The 20660-nt window shown below is 70.8% G+C and carries 20 protein-coding genes; 13 read left to right on the top strand and 7 right to left on the bottom strand.

Annotated elements, in window-relative coordinates:
* The first annotated feature begins 6 nt into the window (after nucleotides 1–6).
* Entirely contained in the window at nucleotides 7–690 is a 684-nt protein-coding gene (locus BCF44_RS00350) for a hypothetical protein (protein ID WP_116172044.1), read from the top strand.
* Nucleotides 687–938, top strand: a complete 252-nt coding sequence (locus BCF44_RS00345; protein ID WP_246014755.1) for a hypothetical protein — start codon at nucleotides 687–689, stop codon at nucleotides 936–938. Before BCF44_RS00350 ends, BCF44_RS00345 begins: the two co-directional genes overlap by 4 nt.
* A 7-nt stretch (nucleotides 939–945) precedes the next feature.
* Here BCF44_RS00345 and BCF44_RS00340 read toward each other — a convergent pair whose 3' ends face one another.
* Both BCF44_RS00340 and BCF44_RS00335 read right to left on the bottom strand, forming a co-directional pair.
* A complete protein-coding gene (locus tag BCF44_RS00340) occupies nucleotides 946–2019 on the bottom strand; it encodes an FUSC family protein (RefSeq protein ID WP_211352830.1) in 1074 nt (357 codons plus the stop codon).
* A 6-nt stretch (nucleotides 2020–2025) separates the two neighbouring features.
* Nucleotides 2026–2442 (bottom strand): DUF3151 domain-containing protein, encoded by a 417-nt coding sequence (locus BCF44_RS00335; protein ID WP_116172043.1) that lies wholly within the window; start codon nucleotides 2440–2442, stop codon nucleotides 2026–2028.
* 275 nt (nucleotides 2443–2717) lie between these two features.
* Between BCF44_RS00335 and BCF44_RS00330 the strand changes: the two genes are divergently transcribed.
* The 4 genes from BCF44_RS00330 to BCF44_RS00315 all read left to right on the top strand — a co-directional run bounded on the left by BCF44_RS00330 (nucleotide 2718) and on the right by BCF44_RS00315 (nucleotide 8778).
* On the top strand, nucleotides 2718–3887 hold the full coding sequence (locus tag BCF44_RS00330) for a hypothetical protein (protein WP_116172042.1): 1170 nt from the start codon (nucleotides 2718–2720) through the stop codon (nucleotides 3885–3887).
* 180 nt (nucleotides 3888–4067) lie between these two features.
* Entirely contained in the window at nucleotides 4068–5183 is a 1116-nt protein-coding gene (locus BCF44_RS00325; protein WP_147328336.1) for a hypothetical protein, read from the top strand.
* A 234-nt stretch (nucleotides 5184–5417) separates the two neighbouring features.
* Nucleotides 5418–6023, top strand: a complete 606-nt coding sequence (locus BCF44_RS00320) for a DedA family protein (protein WP_116172040.1) — start codon at nucleotides 5418–5420, stop codon at nucleotides 6021–6023.
* Nucleotides 6024–6033: 10 nt separating this feature from the next.
* Nucleotides 6034–8778 carry an AfsR/SARP family transcriptional regulator gene (locus tag BCF44_RS00315; RefSeq protein ID WP_116172039.1) on the top strand — a complete coding sequence of 915 codons (2745 nt, stop codon included), beginning with the start codon at nucleotides 6034–6036 and terminating at the stop codon, nucleotides 8776–8778.
* A gap of 9 nt (nucleotides 8779–8787) precedes the next feature.
* Here BCF44_RS00315 and fbaA read toward each other — a convergent pair whose 3' ends face one another.
* The 3 genes from fbaA to BCF44_RS00300 form a co-directional block, all read right to left on the bottom strand.
* On the bottom strand, nucleotides 8788–9819 hold the full coding sequence (gene fbaA, locus BCF44_RS00310; RefSeq protein WP_116172038.1) for a class II fructose-bisphosphate aldolase: 1032 nt from the start codon (nucleotides 9817–9819) through the stop codon (nucleotides 8788–8790).
* A 132-nt stretch (nucleotides 9820–9951) separates the two neighbouring features.
* Complete coding sequence (locus BCF44_RS00305; protein ID WP_170217274.1) at nucleotides 9952–11220, bottom strand: GGDEF domain-containing protein; 1269 nt, start codon at nucleotides 11218–11220, stop codon at nucleotides 9952–9954.
* A 240-nt stretch (nucleotides 11221–11460) separates the two neighbouring features.
* Nucleotides 11461–12696, bottom strand: a complete 1236-nt coding sequence (locus BCF44_RS00300) for an MFS transporter (RefSeq protein ID WP_116172036.1) — start codon at nucleotides 12694–12696, stop codon at nucleotides 11461–11463.
* 504 nt (nucleotides 12697–13200) lie between these two features.
* Here BCF44_RS00300 and BCF44_RS00295 point away from each other — a divergent pair.
* Nucleotides 13201–14130: an SDR family oxidoreductase gene (locus tag BCF44_RS00295; RefSeq protein ID WP_116172035.1), complete on the top strand. Its 930-nt coding sequence runs from the start codon at nucleotides 13201–13203 to the stop codon at nucleotides 14128–14130.
* 130 nt (nucleotides 14131–14260) lie between these two features.
* Here BCF44_RS00295 and BCF44_RS55190 read toward each other — a convergent pair whose 3' ends face one another.
* Complete coding sequence (locus BCF44_RS55190) at nucleotides 14261–14542, bottom strand: YciI family protein (protein WP_170217273.1); 282 nt, start codon at nucleotides 14540–14542, stop codon at nucleotides 14261–14263.
* Between the two features lie 64 nt (nucleotides 14543–14606).
* Here BCF44_RS55190 and BCF44_RS00285 point away from each other — a divergent pair, with 64 nt between their 5' ends.
* On the top strand, nucleotides 14607–15164 hold the full coding sequence (locus BCF44_RS00285) for a SigE family RNA polymerase sigma factor (RefSeq protein ID WP_246014754.1): 558 nt from the start codon (nucleotides 14607–14609) through the stop codon (nucleotides 15162–15164).
* On the opposite strand, the gene BCF44_RS00280 is transcribed toward BCF44_RS00285, so the two are convergent.
* Entirely contained in the window at nucleotides 15161–15925 is a 765-nt protein-coding gene (locus tag BCF44_RS00280; protein ID WP_116172796.1) for a DeoR/GlpR family DNA-binding transcription regulator, read from the bottom strand. The two genes, BCF44_RS00285 and BCF44_RS00280, sit on opposite strands and share 4 nt — an antisense overlap.
* Before the next feature lie 75 nt (nucleotides 15926–16000).
* On the opposite strand from BCF44_RS00280, the gene BCF44_RS00275 reads away from it, so the two are divergent.
* From BCF44_RS00275 to BCF44_RS00255, 5 genes are all read left to right on the top strand, one after another.
* The gene (locus tag BCF44_RS00275) at nucleotides 16001–16888 is read left to right on the top strand and encodes an SIS domain-containing protein (protein WP_246014753.1); all 888 of its coding nucleotides are present in this window, start codon (nucleotides 16001–16003) and stop codon (nucleotides 16886–16888) included.
* A 15-nt stretch (nucleotides 16889–16903) separates the two neighbouring features.
* Nucleotides 16904–17851 (top strand): ROK family protein, encoded by a 948-nt coding sequence (locus tag BCF44_RS00270; protein ID WP_281283066.1) that lies wholly within the window; start codon nucleotides 16904–16906, stop codon nucleotides 17849–17851.
* Nucleotides 17852–17951: 100 nt separating this feature from the next.
* Nucleotides 17952–19079, top strand: coding sequence for an N-acetylglucosamine-6-phosphate deacetylase (gene nagA, locus BCF44_RS00265; RefSeq protein ID WP_116172031.1), 1128 nt, complete (start codon nucleotides 17952–17954; stop codon nucleotides 19077–19079).
* Nucleotides 19080–19160: 81 nt separating this feature from the next.
* On the top strand, nucleotides 19161–19811 hold the full coding sequence (locus BCF44_RS00260) for a hypothetical protein (protein WP_147328334.1): 651 nt from the start codon (nucleotides 19161–19163) through the stop codon (nucleotides 19809–19811).
* 37 nt (nucleotides 19812–19848) lie between these two features.
* Nucleotides 19849–20601, top strand: coding sequence for a DedA family protein (locus BCF44_RS00255; RefSeq protein WP_342775549.1), 753 nt, complete (start codon nucleotides 19849–19851; stop codon nucleotides 20599–20601).
* The last annotated feature ends 59 nt before the right edge of the window (nucleotides 20602–20660 follow it).

Here is a 20660-nt window from a genome sequence, read left to right as displayed (position 1 = left end):
GTGGCGATGGGTGCACTAGTGCTGGCCTGCGGAAAGGACGCGGGTCACGCTCAGTCACCAGCTCTTGCCGATCGTGACGACGTGGAGGTCTACCACGCCCCCGCCCGGCCCGGCAAGGACGAAGTGGATCACCTGGTCAAGGGCCTGGACGGGCGCCGGCTGGTGGTCATCGGCACCGACGCCGACCTGGCCGCGGTCACCCTCCGGCTGCTCCGCACCGACGCGCTCAGGGACGTGACGGTCGGTTTCGTGCCGACCGAGGCGGACTCGACGGTGGCCTCGCTGTGGGATCTGCCACTCGACGCCGGCCGAGCCGTCGACATCGCCCTGACCGGCGACCCCGATCCGGTGCCGCTGATCCGCGACGACAGCGGCGGCGTGCTGGTCGGTCGGGGCGTGATCGGCCCGGTGCGGGGCATGGCCTACTGCGACGAGGCGGTGGTCCTGCGCGGCCAGGCCAGCCGCATTACGGTCAGTCCGGACCCGGACCGGGGCGCCGGCCTGCTCGTCCAGGTGACGAAGCGGACGCTGGTGGTCAAGCGGACCTCGGCGACCACGGGCCGGGCCTGCCAGATCGGCTGCGTGCCGGCGATCGTGCACCTGGACGGCGTGCCCCATCCCCGTCCGGTGTCGAAGTGGACCTGGTACCGCAACACCGACGACCTGCGACTGGCGAGGGGACTGCTGTGACTGAGCCGCTGACGTCGCCGTTCAAGGCCGGGCCCGGTGGCGTGATGACCGACGACGTCGGCGTGATCACCGGCGACCTGGAGCTGCGTACGACGCTGACCGACGGCGCAGTGGCGGTGGAGGTCCGCTACGAGGGCGCGGACGAGTGGTACCGGCTCTCGGCGGCGGACTGTCAGCTCGCCGACCAGAAGGACCACGAGGCCGTGCACCACGCGCTGCTGGGAGTGCTGCACCGGCCGGAGGGATGAGGGTCGCTCACAGCGGCGGCAGCGCGGAGAGGGCGTCGGCGCGGCTGACGCCGGCGGCCACCAGCAGGTCGACGACGATGGACCGGAGCTGGGCGATCATCACCCGCACGGAGAAGCCGTCGTCGACCAGGAGCTGGTCGGTCTCGGCGGCGGTGGTGCGCAGCAGGGCTCGGGTCCGTACGGGATCGACGCCGCGGGCGAGCTCGTCGCGCAGGGCGTCCACGGCGTTGGCGAGCCCGTCCAGCACGTACGGCAGCTTCGACGGCGGCTCCTCGCCGTCGCGGAGCACGGCCAACGCGCGCCGGGCCAGCACCCGCGTGTTGCGGACGGCGAGGTCGACGGGCCCGGAGGCGGCACGATAGCGGTCCAGCTGGCTCCGGTTGCGCCAGCGGATGGGCGCGATGGTGGTGACCTCGGCGCTGGTGACCAGGGCGGTCTTGAACTCGTCGATGGCCTTCTGGCTGGCCCGCGCCCGGCTCAGGGCGGCCGCGGCGGCGACGGTGTCGCGCTCCGGCACGGCCTCGCCGATGGCCCGCAGCACGCCAGCGAGCTCGCCGAGCACGACCCGGCCGTGCCGGTGGGCCAGGTTCAGCGGGTCGGGCGGGAACAGGGCGATGGCGATCAGCCCGAGGGCGCCGCCGATCAGGGCGTCGATCATCCGGTCGAAGCCGCCGGTGGTGGTCGGCGGGGCGAGGGTGGCGATCAGCACCGCCGAGGTGCCGGCCTGCAGCGCGATCACCGCGCCGCCGTCGAGCAGCACGGCGGCGGCCATGGCCAGCACCACGACCAGCACGATCTGCCAGGTGCCGGTGCCGATCCGGGAGATCAGCACGTCGCCGACGCCGACCCCGACGCTGACGCCGACCACCAGCTCGATGACCCGGCGCAGCTTCTGGCCGAGCGCGACGCCGATGCAGGTGACCGCGGCCGCGGGCGCGAAGAACGGCTGGGTGTGGCCGACGAGGTCGGTGGCGACGAGCCACGCGCCCCCGGCGGCGATCCCGGCCTGGGCGATGGGCAGGGCCGTGCGCTGCAACCGCCGGAACCGGCGCCGCAGCTGCGCCCGCAGCCGCTGGAGCACGTCGGGTCAGGCCAGACCGAGGGCCGCGGGCGCCTGCGGGTCGCTGTCGGCGAGGAAGGTGCGGCAGCGGTCGAGTTCCTCGGTCTCGCCGATCTCGCCGGCGGCCTTGGCCAGCGCGGCGAGCGCGCGCAGGAAACCCTGGTTGGCGCGGTGCGAGAACGGCACCGGGCCGAAGCCCTTCCAGCCGTTGCGGCGGAGCTGGTCCAGGCCGCGGTGGTAGCCGGTGCGGGCGTAGGCGTACGCGGCGACGGCGTCGCCGTCGGCCAGCGCGCGCTCGGCGAGCGCCGCCCACGCCTCGCTGAAGTCCGGCGCGGTGCGCACGACCGCGGCCGGGTCGGCGCCGCCGTCCAGCTGGGCCTGCAACTCGGGACGGTCGGGCAGCAGGGTGGGGCCGGGGCCGAGCAGGTTGTCGTTGAGGCTCATGGCCACATCGTGCCCGACCCTGGACCCTGAGAAGAATCAGCTCAGCATGAGCCGGACGATGGCCCCGCCGGCGACCAGCACCAGCGCGGTGACCACGACACCAGCGATGACACGCTTGTTCACTGCATCACTCCCGTACTCGGTTAGACCGGTGACATTGCCCACTCGGCCCGGCGGGGGCAACGCGCCTCACCCACTCGATCGGGTGGTATGCGACTGATCTCGGTTCGGCCGATTCGGTGGAATCGGCGCGGGCGAGCGTTCATGCTCCAGACATGAGCACCAAGGACTGGTCGGTGGCCCGCGTGCGCGAGCTGTGGTCGGTGTACTGGACGCGCGGCACGGCCGGCCGGGAGACTCCCGCCGAGCTGGTTTCGATCATGTACGCCTGGTGGTTCGTCGCCCTGGTGCTCAAGCTGCTCGGTGGCTCGTGGGACATCTCCTGGCACTTCTGGACTATCCGCGACAACCTGGCGCCGCCGCACGACCTGAACACCGTCGGCACCGCGATCGCGGTCGCGCTGGTGCTGTTCCACACCTACACCGGTTACGGTGCGGACCGCACGACGCTGCGCTGGATGCAGTGGGGCACCGGGCTGTTCCTCATCGCCATCCCGATCGACGTGGTCAACCACACCGTGAACGGGCTGGACATCACCACCTGGAGCCCGTCGCACTCGCTGCTGTTCATCGGCACCGCCGGCATGCTGATCGGCGTCGCGCTGGGCTGGCACCGCAACGCCGCCCGCGGCCGCTGGTTCGTGCCGGGTCTGCTCGTGCTGCTGGCGATGATCTTCGAGGACTTCTGGTTCCCGAACGAGCAGCAGGAGTACGGCGTGCTGGAGATCGCGTCGTGGGACGCGAATCCCGGCCACCCCTACGCCAACCAGGAGTTGCTGAAGTTCGCCTCCGACCAGATCCACCAGCCGATCGGCCGGGCCGGCATCGTGCACTTCTCGCTGCCGATGCCGGACTGGGTGTACCCGGTGTGGGGCCTGGGCGTGTGCGTGCTGCTGTTCGCGCTGGGCCGGCAGATCGTCGGCCGGCGCTGGGCCGCGACCGCGATCGCCGGCCTGTACGTGGGCTTCCGGTCGGTGCTGTGGCTGGTCCTGACGGCGACCACCTTCCCGCCGTCCGCGGTGCCGTTCTTCCTGCTCGGCGCGGGCGTGGCGATCGACCTGGTGTTCCTGCTGCCGCTGTCGAGGTGGCTGCGGCCGTTCGTCGGCGCGATCGTGGTCACGGCCGTGGCCTACGGCCTGCTGTTCGCGCAGTCGGTCCTGCTCGCCGCCCCGCCCCGCGCCGTCTGGGCCGCCCCCATCAGCGCCGCCGTCCTCGCAATCCTCTGGCTGGCCGCCACCGCCTGGACCTCGCGGGAGCGCGCGAGGTCGCGCCGGCCTCTGGACCGCAGTCTCAACTCGATCGAGTCTGTTCATCGATCGAGTTGAGACAAGGGACGAGGCCGGCTTAGAAGCGACCTCGCCCCGCGCGGTACGCGCGGCACAAGCACGGCACACCGAATGTAGATCTCAGGCAGACCCCGACGAACTAACCCGGGGGTTTTCCCTACCCGCTCTGGGGGCCATTACCTATTCACGCCGGCCGCCGCCGCAACCAGGATTGTCGCCATGAGGGGGACACTGCGGCGGATCGCTCCACTGTGGACACGCGGCGAGGCGGGGAGGCCCACGCCGCCGGCGGTGACGGTCGCGCTGTACACGTCCTGGCTGGTCGCCCTTGCGTTCAAGACGCTGGGCGCCAGCTGGGACGTGGCCTGGCACTTCAAGTGGATCCGGGACACCACCGCCCCGCCGCACCTGGTCAACTTCGTGGGCACGGGCATCGCGGTTGCGCTGGTGCTGGTGCACACGTACACCGGCCTGGGCGCGGACCGCCGAACACTGCGGTTCCTCCAGGTCGGCATGGGCTCGTTCGTGGTGACGATCCCGATGGACATCGTCAACCACACGGTGAACGGCCTGGACCTGACGGCGTGGAGCGTCACGCACGTGCTGCTCTACACCGGCACCACGGTCACCCTGATCGGCCTGATCATGGGGTGGCACAAGGAATTCCCGCGCGGGCACCGGTTCTATCGCCTGGGGCTGGCCGCACTCTGGCTGTCGCTGCTGGAGAACCTGTGGTTCCCCAACGAGCAGCAGGAGTACGGCGTGTTGTCGTTGGCGGCGTGGGATCGCGGCCAGCCGTACGCGCAGCCGGAGCTGTTGCAGTTCGCGGCGGCGCAGATCCACCATCCGGTCGACCGCGCGGCGGTGGAGCATTTCGCGCTCGGTCTGCCGGAATGGCTCTACCCGGTGTGGTGTGTCCTGTCCGCGGCGGTCACGTTGACGTTGGCGAAACGGTTCCTGCACGGGAGGTTCACCGCCACCGCGATCGCCGCCTGCTACGTCGGATACCGCACCCTCGCGCTGCTTTTCGTTACGGGAATCGGCTTTCCTCCCTACGCGGTGCCGTTCTGGGCGCTGGCGATCGGTGTCGCGGTGGACGTCGCGTACCTGCTCCGGGCGCCGCTGACGGTCGCGGTGCTGGCTCCCGCACTGGGATATCTGGCTCTGTGGGGCCAAAGCACGTTCCTGACGGCGCCGCCCACGGATTTCCACTCATGGCCGGCGGCGGTCGTCGTGCTGCTGGCGGTGCTGGTCGGCATCGGGGGACTGACGCCCGTCGGACTCGGGTGGACGTCGGCACGGACTCCGTGGGGGAGTTCGGCCTCGGCGCGCTAGCAGGGGTGCGGGCCGAGGCCGAAGAGGACGGTTCGCTCCTGTGCGCATCCGGCGCACAGGAGCGAACCGGGACGATCCTCCTCGAACGTGACAACTCGAGTTCACTGTCCGTTACTGTCGCCGCGCTCGCGGACGTCCTACGTTCAGGAGGTTCCGTCGCCGTCTTCCCGGAGGGAACACCCCGGTGTGGCAAGGGAATGGGGTGTCCGGCCGCGGCGGCGAGGCGGGTGATCGGTGCTTGACATCGTGCGGGAACTGGCCGGGTCGCCGTGGCTGTGGGTGGCCGTGTTCGTGATCGCGGCGCTGGACGCGCTGCTGCCGTTCATGCCGAGCGAGACCACTGTGGTGCTGGTCGGCGTGTTGGTCGCGCCGAGCGCGGCCGGCCTGGGCGAACTGGTGCTGATCGCCGCCGCCGGCGCGTTCGCCGGCGACACCGCCGCGTACGTGCTGGGCCGCACCACCGGCAACGCCGTGCTGACCCGGCTGATGCGCCAGGACCGCGGGATGCGCGCCCGCGAATGGGCGCAGCGACAACTGGAACGACGCGGCCGGTTACTCATCGTGTTCGGTCGTTACGTGCCGGGCGGCCGCGCGGCGACCCTGGCCACCGCCGGCGCGCTGGGCTTCCCGACGGCCTGGTTCCTGCTCCCGGAGGTGGCCGCCGTGCTGCTCTGGGGCACCCAGGCGGCGCTGGTCGGATTTGTCGGCGGCAGCGCGTTCCAGGACCATCCGCTGATCGGGATGGCGGTGTCCTACGGATTCATCCTCACGGTCGTGATCGGTACCGCTATAACCCACCGCGTCCGCCACGCCGGTATTACACTGCGAGGTCGGCGATGAACGGGGGGTCATGGCTTCAGGCTTCGACTTCCGGGTCCTCGGGCCGCTGGAAGTCAGATACGACGGTGTGCCGGTGACGGTGGGCGCGGCCCGCCAGCGCACCCTGCTCGCCGTCCTGCTCATGCACGCCAACCAGGTGGTTTCGCTCGACGAGCTGGTCCGAATCGTGTGGGAGGAGCACCCGACCACAGGCGCCCGCACCACCGTGCAGAACTATGTGATGCGGCTGCGAAACGTATTGCGCGGGGTCGCCGGAACATCGCCGATCGTCACGGCGTCCGACGGTTACCTCATCTCGGTGGGTGAGTCCGAACTCGATGTGTGGCGGTTCCGCGAGCTGGTCGCGCAGGCCCGCGCCGGCGATCCGGAATTGGCCTCGAAGCTGCTCGCCGATGCGCGCGGTCTGTGGCGCGGAAAACCGTTGGCCGATGTCCAGTCGGAGACGCTGCGCCGCGAGGAGGCGCCCCGCCTGCACGAGCAGCTGCTGTCCGCCGAGGAGCTGCGCTTCGACGTGGAGCTGGGGCTGGGCCGGCACAACGCGATCATCGGCGAGCTGCGTGATCTCACCGTGAGTAATCCGCTGCGGGAGCGGTTCTGGGCCCAGCTGATCACCGCGCTCTACCGCTCGGGCCGGCAGGCGGAGGCGCTCCAGACGTTCCAGGACGTGCGCCGGGTGCTGGCCGACGAGCTGGGCATCGACCCCGGCCCGGAGCTGCTGGCGCTGCACCAGCAGGTGCTCACCGGCGACACCGCGCTGGCCGGCCTGGTCGCCCGCCAGCCCCTGCCACGCCAGCTGCCGCCCCCGGTCGGCGGTTTCGTCGGCCGCAGCGCGGAACTGAAGGTGCTGGACCAACTGCTCACGCGGCAGCCGTCGATGGCGCTGATCTCGGCCGGCGGCGGCTTCGGCAAGACGTCGCTGGTGCTGCGCTGGGCCCACGACCGGATCGACCGCTTCCCGGACGGCCAGCTGTTCGTGAACCTGCGCGGCTTCGACCCGTCCGGCCCGTCGATGCAGCCGACGAACGCGGTGCGCGGCTTCCTGGAGGCATTCGGGGTGGCGCCGACGTCGATGCCGGTCGAACTGGAAGCGCAGACCGCGCTGTACCGCAGCCTCGTCGCCGACAAGCGCATGCTGATCGTCCTGGACAACGCCCTGGATTCCGCCCAGGTCGCGCCGCTGCTGCCGGGCAGTCCGACCTGCACGGTGCTGGTGACCAGCCGCAACCAGCTCGGCGGCCTGATGACGGCCCACCAGGCACTGCCGCTCGCGCTGGACGTGCTCGGCGAGCACGAGGCGCGGGACCTGCTCGCGGCTCACCTGGGCGAGGACCGTGTGGCGGCCGAGCCCGCCGCGGTCGCCGAGATCGTGGAACGTTGCGCGAGCCTGCCGCTGGCGCTGAGCATCGTGGCCGCACGCGCCTCCGGCCACCCCGACTTCCCGCTGTCCACGCTGGCCGACGACCTGACCGAGGCCCGGCTGGACGCGCTCGACGCCGGCGACCTGTCGGCCAACCTGCGCGCGGTGTTCGCCTGCTCGTACAATGCGCTCGGCAGCGCCGCCGCCGAGGTCTACGGGCTGCTCGGGCTCGCGCCCGGCCCGGACATCGGCCTGCCGGCGGCCGCGTCGCTCACCGGCCTGCCGCCCGCGCGTGCCCGGAACCTGTTGCGGGAACTGGAGAATTCCCACCTGGTCAGCCAGTACGTGCCCGGCCGCTATCGGATGCACGACCTGGTCCGGCTCTACGCCGCCGAGCGCGGCCTGCCCGGCCCGGTCCGCGAGGCGGCGCTGTCCCGCTTGGTCGACTACTACCTGCGGTCCGCCTTCAGCGGCGAGATGACGTTCCTGGCGCACCACCGGCCGGTCCGGCTGCCACCGCCGGCGCCCGGCGCGCGGCCCGAGGAGTTCACGGACCAGGCGGCGGCGGTGGCGTGGTTCAACCTCGAGCACCTCAACATCCTGTTGACGCTGCGGCTGGCCGCGGAGCGAACCTGGGATCAAGCGGTGTTCGCGCTCGCCTGGTCGCTGTCCACGTACCACTGGCGCCGCAGCCACACCCGCTACGGCGCCATGGTGTGGCAGGCGGCCATCTCCGCCGGGCAGCGGCTCGGGCCGCAGGTGGCGACCGCGCACCGGCTCTTCGGCCGGGCCCTGATCCAGGCCGGTCAACTCGACGAGGCGCTGGACCAGCTCCAGCAGGCCCAGCGCCGGGTGGCCGACGACGACGTGGCGGAGCAGGCGCAGATCCACCACACCTTCGCCTGGCTCTGGGAGAACCGGGGCGACGACCACGAGGCGCTCAAGCACGCCCGGCGGGGGCTGGCCCTGTTCGAGGCCGCCGGCGACCAGGCCGGCGCGGCGCGGGCGTACAACGTGGTCGGGTGGTACCTGGCCCGGATCGGCGAGTTCGAGCAGGGCCTGGAGTACTGCGAGCGGGCGCTGGAGCTGACCAAGCAGCAGGACCGCGCCGGCCAGCACGGCGTGCTCGACAGCCTGGGGTACATCGCCCGCGGGCTCGGCGACAACGTCAAGGCGCTGGGCTACTACGAGCAGGCGCTGACGCTGAACCGAGAGCTGGGCAACACCTTCGAACAGCCGAGGATCCTGGAATCGATCGGCGGGCTCCGACAGAAGGTCGGCGATCCGACCCGCGCCCGGCAGACCTGGATCGAGGCGCGGCAGATCTACACCACACAGGGCCGCCTGAACGACGTCGAGCGCGTCCAGCGGCTGCTGGACGCGCTCGACGGGGACTGAACTCCGGACTCAGCCGGCGATCATGCGACCGCTGGACTTGAGCTGCTCGGCGGCCTGCGCGATGCGGGCGGCCATGCCGACCTCGGCGGCCTTGAGGTAGCTGCGCGGGTCGTACACCTTCTTGTTGCCGACCTCGCCGTCGATCTTCAGCACGCCGTCGTAGTTCTTGAAGAAGTGGTCCACGATCGGCCGGGTGAAGGCGTACTGGGTGTCGGTGTCGATGTTCATCTTCACCACGCCGTAGCTGACCGCCTCCTGGATCTCCTCCAGCAGCGAGCCGGAGCCGCCGTGGAAGACCAGGTCGAACGGCTTGGTGCCGGCCTTGCCGAGCTTCTCGGCCACCACCTCCTGGCCGGACTTGAGCACCTCGGGGCGGAGCTTGACGTTGCCCGGCTTGTACACGCCGTGCACGTTGCCGAAGGTGGCGGCCAGCAGGTAGCGGCCCTTCTCACCGGCGCCCAGCGCGGCCAGCGTCTTCAGGAAGTCGTCGGGGGTGGTGTACAGCTTGTCGTTGATCTCGTTGGCGACGCCGTCCTCCTCGCCGCCGACGACGCCGATCTCCACCTCGAGAATGATGTTCGCCTTGGCCGCCTGGTCGAGCAGTTCGGCGGCGATGGTGAGGTTCTCGTCCAGCGGCACCGCGGAGCCGTCCCACATGTGCGACTGGAACAGCGGGTTCTCGCCGCGGGCCACACGCTCCTGGCTGATCGCCAGCAGCGGGCGGACGAAGCCGTCCAGCTTGTCCTTGGGGCAGTGGTCGGTGTGCAGCGCGATGTTGACCGGGTACTTGGCCGCCACCACGTGCGCGTACTCGGCCAGCGCCGCCGCGCCGGTGACCATGTCCTTGACCTTGGTGCCGGACAGGAATTCCGCGCCACCGGTGGAGACCTGGACGATGCCGTCGCTCTCGGCCTCGGCGAAGCCGCGCAGCGCCGCGTTCAGCGTCTCCGAGGAGGTCACGTTGATCGCCGGGTAGGCGAACTCGTTCGCCTTCGCCCGGTCCAGCATCTCGGCGTAGACCTCGGGGGTCGCGATAGGCATCGGTCGTCACTCCTCGGGATTTCGACGTTGTCCGCGCACCATCCTACGAGGGACGCGGCGGCGGCGAAGCGCCCGCGCGCGCCCGCACGCTGGAACGATACAGTCAACGCCGACGGAGCGACATGGCCAGGTTCAGGCCGCGACCGCCAGCACGGGTTTGACCAGGGCCGTGGAACTCACCACTTGGTTCCGCCCCCCGTTCTTCGCTTGATAGAGGGCCGCATCCGCCGCCAGGAGCAAGGGTTCTATGTCGTCACCGGCAGCCGGGAACGTCGACACCCCGATCGACGCCGACAGGTTCCTGATGACGGTCGTCGCGCCCTCGACCGGGGCCTCCACCACCAACTGCGTCACCGCGTGTCGGATCCGTTCGGCGACGCCGACGCCGTCGTCGTCGCTCATGCCCGGCAGCAGCACCACGAACTCCTCGCCGCCGAAGCGGCCGACCGCGTCGTAGTCGCGGACCTCCTTGGAGATGGCGTCCGCCACCGCCTTGAGCACCGCGTCGCCGGCCACGTGCCCGTAGGTGTCGTTGACCCGCTTGAAGTGGTCGAGGTCGACCATCAGCAGGCCGAAGGTCTCGCTGGCGCGGACCGCGCGGGAACGCTCACGGTTCGCCCGCTCGTGCCAACCCTCGCTGTTGAGCAGGCCGGTCTTGCTGTCCTTGCGCGCCTTCTCCTCGACCTGCTTGAGCAGCACGGAGCGGTGCAGCATGAGCACCGGCGGCAGCGCGAGCACGACCAGCGCCGGGCTGTAGGACAGCGCAAAGGCGAGCAATGCTCCGTAGAACAGGGTCGAAATCTCCAGCATGTGCTTGGAGGGATCGCTGAAGCCCTTGCGCACGGTCACGCCGGGGGTGCCGTAGAGCAACACGCGAATAGCGATCATCGCGACATCCAGCGCACTGAACGTGACCAGAGCGGCCACCACGACCAACACGGTCAGCGGCGCGATGGTCGGGCCGAACAGGTGACCGGCGCCGCCGACCAGATCGAGCAGCATCGCGGCGACCTTGCCGGCAATGATCATGACGCTGATGCCGAACACGCGGCGGTGCCACGCGACGAACGGGTTGCGCCACTGATAGTGCGCGTAGATCACCGCGATGACCGCGGCCGCCAGCGGGGTCGGCAGGAGCAGGACGCCCGCGAAGACCCAGACCGACGCGAGGTCGACGTGCCCCTGTCCGGCAACGGCCCGGCGCGCTTTTTCGATAGTGCTCGCGAGTTCTGTATGAGCCACGCCACAACCGGCGAGCACACTCGCAGTCACAATTTCACTAACAGTGACCGTCACCTGGAGTGTGGATATCAATACGATTAGTAGCGCGAGCGCATCAACCGCCAACAAGTATCCGACCGCCCGCCGTGGCACCTGGAACAGCTGCCATCCGGAGAACATGGACCTCACGTGAGTGCTGAGCATTGAGACCCCCTCGGGACGGTGGAACACGAATACGCATCGGCGCTAGTTGCATGGCTGGCAAACTGCGTAGTGGGCGTGCACACTGACTGCGGCGAAGCGCGCAATGCCTGCTCGGGAGGGGGTGCGTCTGATGACGGTGTCGCCGCCCAGAGGCTGGGAGCCCAGCTAGAGGAGCTCTTACGCCGTGGCGAGGCGGGCCGATGTCCATCGGCCCGCCTAGGCAGCATGACCCACCTCGTGCAACCGGCTCCGTCGCCAAGCGACTGTCAGCCCGATACCGGCGACCACGGCCGCCAGCCCGGCGATCGCGATGGTGGCCGAAGGCCCCAAGCGATCCGCGAGCACACCCGCGAGCGCCACCGCAATGCCTTGCGCGGCAATCGCTCCCGATGACATCAACCCGATCGCCTGCCCCCTGCCGACGACGGGCGTGCGCTGAATGAATGCGGGCGGCGCGACCACCATGTAGGACGCGGCCACCCCCGACAGCGCGAACAGCACGCAGGAGACCACGAGATTGGGCTCCAGCGCGCAGATGAATAGCGGCAGTCCGGACAGAGCCGCCAGCGGACCGATCAACCGCAGCCGTTGTTCCGGCGGCATGCGGGTGATCACCAGGGCGCCGACGATGGCGCCCACCGGGGTGGCCGCGAGCAGCCACCCCACGTAGACCGGATCCGGCGTCGGCGTGTGGGCCAGCGCCGACAGGTAGGGCACGACCAGACCCTCCGCGGCGACCGGCAGGCCGATCATCCAGATCATCAGCGCCAGCGTGCGCAGCTGGCTGTCCGCCCAGATCAGCCGGGCGCCGCGATGGGTCGAGGTCCACAGCGACACCTGCTCGCCATCCGCCGACCCGGCGGCCGGGCGGGTCCGCACGCCGACGAAGATCAGCGCGGCGGAGGCGGCGAAGCTCGCGGCGTTCACCGCGAGCGCGCCGTACGGGGTGAGCAGCGTGACCAGGAAGCCGCCGGCGGCGAATCCGGCGACCTGGGAGATCTGGCCGACCACCGCCCGCAGGCTCTGCCCGACGGTGAGCTCGTCGCCCGCAAGAACATCGGCCAACAGAGCCCCACGCGCCGCATTCGACGGCGAACCCAGAAGTTGAGTGGCGAAAAGAAGGAGAAACAGCGACGGAAGCGAAACGCCGGGGATAGCCATGATCCCCATCAGCGTCGCCCGGCACAGATCCGCGCAGATCATCACGGTGCGTCGCGGATAACGATCGGCGAGGCCGGCGAGCAATGGCCCGAACAATGCGGGCAGCATCGTCAAAGCAAAGGTCAGCGCGGCCAGGGCAGCGGAGCGTGTTCGATCGAACACAAGAAGTGACAAAGCAACCCGGGCGACCTGGTCACCCGCGGTGGAAATGAGCTCGGCCAGCCACAAGGCCCGGAACTCGCCGTTGGCGAAAACGTCCCGGTACCTGGCAGCGCGCCCGGTCCCCTCCAACTTGCGCCCCTCGTCTCCCCCGTACCCCGCCCTCCCAGTAGCGGAGACAGTTCGTTTCCTGTCGTTTCGTCCGGTAGCCCGTCACCCCTGGCAGGCTCTTCCTCTCTCACCGTAGCCAGCGAAATCCCGTCAACCCAGCTCGTTCAGATATCGATCGCGTCATTCACAGTTGACTTTCCGTGATCGTACGGTCGCAGGGCCGATCCGCAAAGGGGTGACCCCAAGTTCGGGTCGGACGGCCCGATCGGGGTGATCACACCCGGCAGCGCGGGCTGCTTCAGCGCTATGTTCGAATGCCGGTGAAGATCGGAAGATCGGACCTTGGCGCGTCCCGTCCGACCTGGCCGACACGCCGGAAAACATCGTTCACCCCGGCCGACACATATGTCGAGGTCGAGGCCCACTTCTCGGAAATCCGGACCGGTCATCGTATTGAACTCGCCAGTAGCTTACTGGCAGTAGGTTGGGCTACCGTGCTCGGAGGAGCCATCCGAGGAGGCACACGTGGGCACGGACAACACGCTGGCCGGCAAGGTGGTGCTGATCACGGGCGCGGCCCGCGGGATCGGGGCCGAGACGGCCCGGCGCCTGGCGGCGCTGGGGGCGAAGGTCGCGCTGGTCGGGTTGGAGCGGGAGCAGCTGGAGGCCACCGCCAAGGAGTGCGGGCCGGAGGCCGGCGCCTGGGAGGCCGACGTCACGGACTGGGCGGCCATGGAGGCGGCGGTGGCCGGCGTGGTGGACCGCTATGGCCGCATCGACGTCGTGATGGCCAACGCCGGCATCGCGGCCACCGGCTTCGTCCGTTCCATCGACCCGGCAGCGTTCGAGCGGACCATCGAGATCAACCTGCTCGGCGTGTGGCGGACGGTGCGGGTCACCCTGCCGCACCTCATCGCCAGCCGCGGTTACTGCCTGGTGGTGTCGTCGCTGGCGGCCATCACGCACGCCCCCGGCATGGCGGCCTACGCGGCCAGCAAGGCGGGCGTGGACGCCTTCGCCGACAGCCTGCGGGCAGAGGTCCGCCATCTCGGCGTGGACGTCGGCACCGCGTACTTCTCATGGATCGCCACGGACATGGTCACCAGCGCCGACCGGCACCCGGTGTTCGGCAAGATGCGCAGCCGGCTGCCCGGCCCGATGGGCCGCACCTACCAGGTCTCCGACGTGGGCAAGGCCGTGGTGCTGGGCATCCGCCGCCGGGCCCGGGCGATCCACGTGCCGGGCTGGGTCGGCGGCCTGAAGCTGTTCCGCGGCGTCGTCAACCAGCTGTCGCTGCCGATCGCCGCGATGGGCGCGAAGGACGCCGACCAGGCGGCGCTGGACGACGTCAAGGCCCGCGGCGCGGAGGCGTCCCGGCCGGTCGGCCCCGGCGGGGCCGCCGGCTTCGACAGTGCTGAACGCCGCGCGTTCCGCGCGGAGCGAGGCCGCTCGTGACCGGTGCCTTCCCTGGCCGGATTTAGCCCGCCGCATCAGTTCAGGCGGTGGGTGCGTCGCGTGGCGGCGGGCGAAATCCGGCTGCGGTCCAGGCACCGGCGCGGCCTCGCGGCTACTTGGCGGGGCTAACTCAGCTCACCCAGGTGCCGAGCACCGCGTTCCACGGCGTGATCTTGGTCGCCGAGATCACCTCGGCCGCCTTGTACGGGTCGTTGTCCAGGTAACCCTGGACGGTCGCCTCGTCGTCGGCGTCGAACAGCAGCAGCGCGCCGTCGTCGGCGGTCCAGGCCCCGGCGGCGAGCAGCGCACCTGTGTCGACCAGCGTGCCCAGGTACTCGCGGTGCGCCGGTCGGACGGCGTGCCGACGCGGCACGTCCTCGATGTAGCTGTACTCGACGGCGAACTTGGGCACGGCATACCTCCGTAGTGAGCGTTCGACGGCCAACCTAATGCACCTGTTGGGTATTCTCGCCGCCGTGGACGTGCAGTCGAACAGCGTCGAGCGGACCTTCTCCCACCTGCGGGCGGTGGACGGCCCCGAGCCCTCCACGGCTGCCCCGCTGACCTTGGAGGATCTGTACCGCCAGCACCGGATGCGCCTGGTCCGGCTGGCGATCCTGCTGGTCGACGAGCCGGCGACGGCCGAGGACGTGGTGCAGGAGGCCTTCACCGGCCTGCACCGCAACTGGGGTGGCCTGCGGGACGCCCAGGCCGCGGTCGGCTACCTGCGCACGGCCGTGGTCAACGGCAGCCGGTCGGTGCTGCGGCGCCGCAAGACGGCCCGCGACTACACGCCGCCGCACACCGCCAACGCCCGTTCCGCGGAGAGCCTGGCGATGCTGACGGCCGAGCACCAGGCCGTGGTCAACGCGCTGGCCAAGCTGCCGCCGCGGCAGCGCGAGGTGCTGGTCCTGCGCTACTACGGGGACCTGTCCGAGGCCGAGATCGCCGAGGCCACCGGCATCTCCAAGGGCACGGTCAAGTCCACCGCCAGCCGTGCCCTGGACGCCCTCCAGAAGGCGATGGCCAACTAGACCAGCTGAACCTCGAGGCCACGGTCGCGGAACTGCGCGACCATGGCCTCGTCGGCGTGCACGTCGGTGATCAGCACGTCGATGTCCTCGACGGCGCAGATCCGCACGAACGCGGCCCCGCCCAGCTTGGACGAGTCCGTCACGGCCACCACCCGCCCGGAGCGCTCGGTGAGCAGCCGGTTGATGGCCGCCTCGCCCTCGTTGCTGGCCGTCGCGCCGTGCTGGGGGTCGAGGTGGTCGACGCCGAGGAAGATGACGTCCAGCGTCAGCTCCGCGGGGATCATCCGGGCCAGCGGCCCGATCAGCTCGTACGACTGCGGCCGCACCACGCCGCCGGTGACCACCAGCTTGATCTGCTGCCGGACGGCCAGCTCGTTGGCGATGTTCAGGGCGTTGGTGACGATGGTGAGGTCCAGGTCGGTGCGGGCGGCCAGCGCGCGGGCCACCTCGGTGGCGGTGGTGCCGCCGTTCAGCCCGACCACGGATCCCTTGGTGACCAGCGCGGCGGCCGCCTTGGCGATGCGCAGCTTGTCGTCGGCGTGCCGGGCGGTCTTGTAGCGCAGCGGCAGGTCGTAGGACACGGCGTGGGCCACGGCGCCGCCGCGGGTCCGGGTCAGCAGCTGCTGCTCGGCGAGGTGGTCGAGGTCGCGGCGGATGGTCGCGGCGGACACGTCGAGCTCCTCGGCGATGTCGTCGACCTCGATCCGACCGCGCTCGGCGAGCAGCTCCAGCAGCGAGTTGAGCCGCTCGTACCGGTTCATGCCGATCCCCTTCATTGCACGTTTCTGCGCAAGTATGCTCCTTAACGGACACTAATGAGCAGCCAAGGGAGGACTGTGGCCGCGCACTTCGTCGAGACGGAGATCATCACGCAACCGGACTGCTGGCGGCGGGCGGCCGGGCTCGCACCCGACAGTCTGCCAGCGCCGGGCGAACGCGTCGCGGTGATCGGCTGTGGCACGTCGTGGTTCGTCGCCCAGTCCTACGCGCGGTTACGGGAGGACGCCGGCCAGGGCGAGACCGACGCGTTCGCCGCCTCCGAGTTCCCGTTCGACCGCCGCTACGACCGGATCGTGGCGATCACCCGCTCCGGCACCACCACCGAGGTGCTGGACCTGCTGGACCGGGCGCGCGGCACGACGCCGACCCTCGCGCTGATCGGCGACCCCGAGACGCCGATCGTCGGCACGGCCGACCAGCTGGTGGTGCTGGACTTCGCCGACGAGCGGTCGGTGGTGCAGACCCGGTTCGCCACCACCGCGCTGGCGCTGCTGCGGGCCAGCCTCGGCGAGGACCTGGGCCGAGCCATCGCCGACGCCGAGCTGGCGGTCGTCGAGCCGCTGCCGGACGAGCTCGTCGAGGCCGAGCAGTTCACGTTCCTCGGGCACGGCTGGACGAACGGGCTCGCGCTGGAGGCGGGCCTGAAGATGCGCGAGGCCGCCGGCGCGTGGACCGAGTCCTACCCGGCGATGGAGTACCGGCACGGCCCGATCAGCATCACCGGCCCGAACCGGGTGGCGTGGATGTTCGGCACCGCGCCGGCGGGGCTGCCCGAGCAGATCCTCGCCACCGGCGGCATCTTCCGCGCCGGCGACCGCGACCCGATGGCCGAACTCGTGACCGTTCAGCGACTGGCCGTGGCGATCGCCCTGGGCAAGGGCCTCGACCCCGACCAGCCCCGGCATCTGACCCGCTCCGTTGTCTTGCGAGGTGTAGACCAATGATGCTTACCTCCGCTCGTGGCTCGCACTAGGTACGTGGTGTCCGTCGACGTCGGCGGCACGGACATGAAGGCCGCATTGGTCACCGGGACGTCCGCCCAGGCGTCCGTGGTGACGAGCCGGCGCCGCGGCACGCCGCGCGGCGAGGACGGCACCGCCACCGCGCACGCCGTGGTCGGCGCGATCGTCGAGCTGGTGGACGAGCTCAGCGCCGCCGTGGACCACCCGATCGACGCGGTCGGCGTGGTCGTGCCGGGCGTGGTCGACGAGGAGCAGGGCATCGGCGTCTTCTCGGCCAACCTGGGCTGGCGGGACTTCCCGTTCCGGCTGCTGCTGGCCGAACGGACCGGCCTGCCGGTGAGCTTCGGCCACGACGTGCGGGCCGGAGGTTTGGCCGAGCACCGCCTGGGCAGTGCCCAGGGCATGACGGACGTGGTCATCATGCCCATCGGCACCGGCATCGCCGCCGCCCTGATGGTCGGCGGCCGCCTCCACGTGCACGGGGGCGAGCTGGGGCACGTCGACGTCGGCCACGGCGAGCCGTGCGGCTGCGGCCAGCGCGGCTGCGTGGAGACCGTCGCCTCGTCGGCGGCGATCGCCCGCCGCTACTCGGCCCGTACGGGCAAGCAGGTCGACCGGGCGGCCGTGGTCGCGGACCTCGTGCGGGCCGGCGACCCGGACGCCGTGGCGGTGTGGCACGACGCCGTCGACGCCCTGGCCAAGGGCATCCTGATCGCCGCCACGCTGCTCGGTCCGGAGGCCGTGGTGCTGGGCGGCGGGTTGGCACTGGCGGGTGATCTGCTCATCGAGCCGTTGCGGAAGCGGCTGGCGGAACTGATCGTGTTCCAACGGCAGCCGGAACTGCTGCTCGCCGCGCTGGGCGACGAGGCCGGGTGCCTGGGAGCCGCGTTAATGGCCATCGACGCCGTGGACGCGCCGGCCTCTGGAGGTGAAGGACGGACATGACGCGTCTGTTCAGCGGCATGGCCGTCCGAGCCGAAGAGGCCGGCCACCTGGCGTCCACGGCCCCGCCCGGGACGGGCGGCATAGGCACAGCGGAGGCGTAGTGGCTGATCTGGTGCTTGCCGGCGGTCGGGTGCTGACTCCCGACGGCGTGCTGGACCCCGGCTGGGTGTCCGTGACGGGCGGCCGCATCGACGCCGTCGGCGCCGGTCCACGACCGGACGCCCTGGTCGACCTGGCCGGGAACTGGCTGGTGCCGGGCTTCGTCGACGTGCACTGCCATGGCGGCGGGGGCCGGGCGTTCACCGGCCACGACCCGGCGCTGGCGATCGCCGCGCACCGCCGGCACGGCACCACCACCACGATGGCGAGCCTGGTGTCACGGCCGATCCCCGAGCTGGCCCGACAGATCCGGGAGCTGTCGGAGCTGGTCCGAGGCGGCGATATCGCCGGCATCCACCTGGAGGGCCCGTACCTGTCGGCGGCGCGCTGCGGGGCGCACGACCCCCGGGTGCTGCGGCCACCGGACCTCGACTCCGTGCGCACGCTGCTGGCCGCCGGCGGCGACACCATCAAGATGATCACCATCGCGCCGGAGCTGGAGGGCGCGGTCGCGGCGACGAAACTGTTGGTGGACAACGGAGTTCTCGTCGCCATCGGACACACCGACGCCGCCGAGGCGCAGGTGCTGCCCGCGGTGGACGCCGGCGCCTCGGTCGCCACGCACCTGTTCAACGGCATGCGCCCGCTGCACCACCGTGAGCCCGGGCCGGTCGGGGCGCTGCTGGACGACGAACGCGTCAGCGTGGAACTGATCTGCGACCTCGTGCACCTGCACCCGACGGCCGTGCGGCTGGCCGCGCACCACGCGGGCCCGTCGCGGACGCTGCTCATCACCGACGCCATGGCGGCGGCCGGCATGGGCGACGGCGTCTACGACCTCGGCGGGCTGGAGGTCACCGTGCAGGACGGCGTGCCCACGCTGGCCGGCGGTTCGCTGGCCGGCAGCACGCTGACGATGGACCAGGCGTTCCGGAACTTCGTGCAGCAGTGCGGGTTGTCGATGGCGGAGGCGGTCGCCGCGACCGCCGGCCGGCCCGCGCAGCTGCTGGGTCTGGCCGACGAGGTCGGCGCGGTGGCGGTCGGGCTGCTGGCCGATTTCGTCGTGCTGAACCAGGATCTGCGGGTGGTGGACGTCTACCGCCGGGGTCACCGGGAGGATCGTTCGTGACCCTCACCCGAGCGGTGGATGCCGGCGCTTTCCCCGCGACCCGGCTGCTCCGCGTGCCCAGAAGCAACTAACGTGGTCTCCGTGAGCAAGTCCGACGACCCGGAGCGGCTGCTGGCGGAGGCGCTGCGCGCCCAGGCGGTGAGCACGCCGGTGACGATGCCGCCGCTGCCCGCGGTTCTGACGGAGGCGGCCGACGCCCCGAAGCCCGAGGCCGAGCCGGCGCCGGCCGTCGAGGACGATCCCGTCGACGACGAGGCCGTGGCCGACAAGGCCGAGGAGCAGCCCGAGCCGGACACGTTCACCAAGGCCAAGGCCGTCACCCTCGACGACGCCCTGGCCGAGCCGCCCGGCCGGACGGCGGACACGCCGTTCACCGAGGAGATGGTGCTGCGCGAGCTCTCCTCCGGCCCGATGACCGGCGAGCTGGCCACCATCCGGATCAACAACGCCCAGCAGCACTACGACACCGAGCGGTTCTCGCCGCTGGAGAACCTGTACGGCCCGGTCGGCGGCCCCGGCTTCGGGCTGATCTCCGGCACCGAGGTGGGCAGCACGGTCGGCCCGCCGGTCGGCGAGTTCGACCACCTGCCGCCGGAGCCGGTGACCCGGGCGGTGCCGACCACGAAGATGCCGGCCCAGCCGGGCCAGGTTCCGGGCTGGTTGATCCTGCTGTTCGCGCTGGTGCTGGGCCTGGCCGGCGGGGCCGTCGCGGCCGTGCTCAGCATGCTCTGAATCGGGCACTCAGGGAGCACCTGTACCTTGGTGAATCGTGACCACCGCGATCGCCGCGAGCACGACCACCATCGTCGCCCTGCCGGGTTGGCTCGACGCCAACACCATCCTCCAGGGCCTGGGGCCGTACGTCTTCCTGGGCGTGGCTCTGCTGATCTTCGCCGACTGCGGCATCCTGATCGGCTTCCTGATCCCCGGCGACACGCTGCTGTTCACCCTCGGCCTGCTGATCGCCCAGCACGTGGTGGACATGCCGATCTGGCTGGCCTGCGTGATCCTCTCGGTGTGCGCGGTCGTCGGCAACGTGACCGGCTACTACATCGGCGCCGCGATCGGCCCGAAGCTGTTCAGCAACCCGGATTCCAAGATCTTCAAGCGCAAGCACATCGAGCGCACACACGAGTTCTTCGAGCGCTACGGCGCGCGGGCCATCATCCTGGCCCGCTTCGTGCCCATCGTGCGCACGTTCATCACCGCGGTCGCCGGCATCGGCAAGATGGACCAGCGCAAGTACTTCACGTACTCCGCGATCGGCGGCGTGCTGTGGGCGGTCGCCGTGCCGCTGCTCGGCTTCTTCCTCGGCCAGGTGTCGCTGGTGCACGACCACCTGGAGATCTTCCTGATCGCCATCCCGGTGCTGTCGGTCATCCCGATCGCGTTCGAGGTCATCAAGGCCCGCCGCGAGCGGATCGCGCGGGAGGCGGTGGGCCCGGCCCTGGACGCCACCCAGCAGTTCGACGTGCAGGCCGAGGAGATGGACGCCACCCAACGCATCGACCGCATCCGCTGACCACCAGTCGACGCCGCCCCCTGGACGGGGGCGGTTTCTTCTGCTCCAATTTGTAAACA

Source organism: Kutzneria buriramensis, from assembly GCF_003387475.1.
Taxonomy (GTDB): Bacteria; Actinomycetota; Actinomycetes; order Mycobacteriales; family Pseudonocardiaceae; genus Kutzneria; species Kutzneria buriramensis.
The sequence above is the reverse complement of the archived record's forward strand: the minus strand, read 5'-3'. Positions and strand labels throughout refer to the sequence as shown.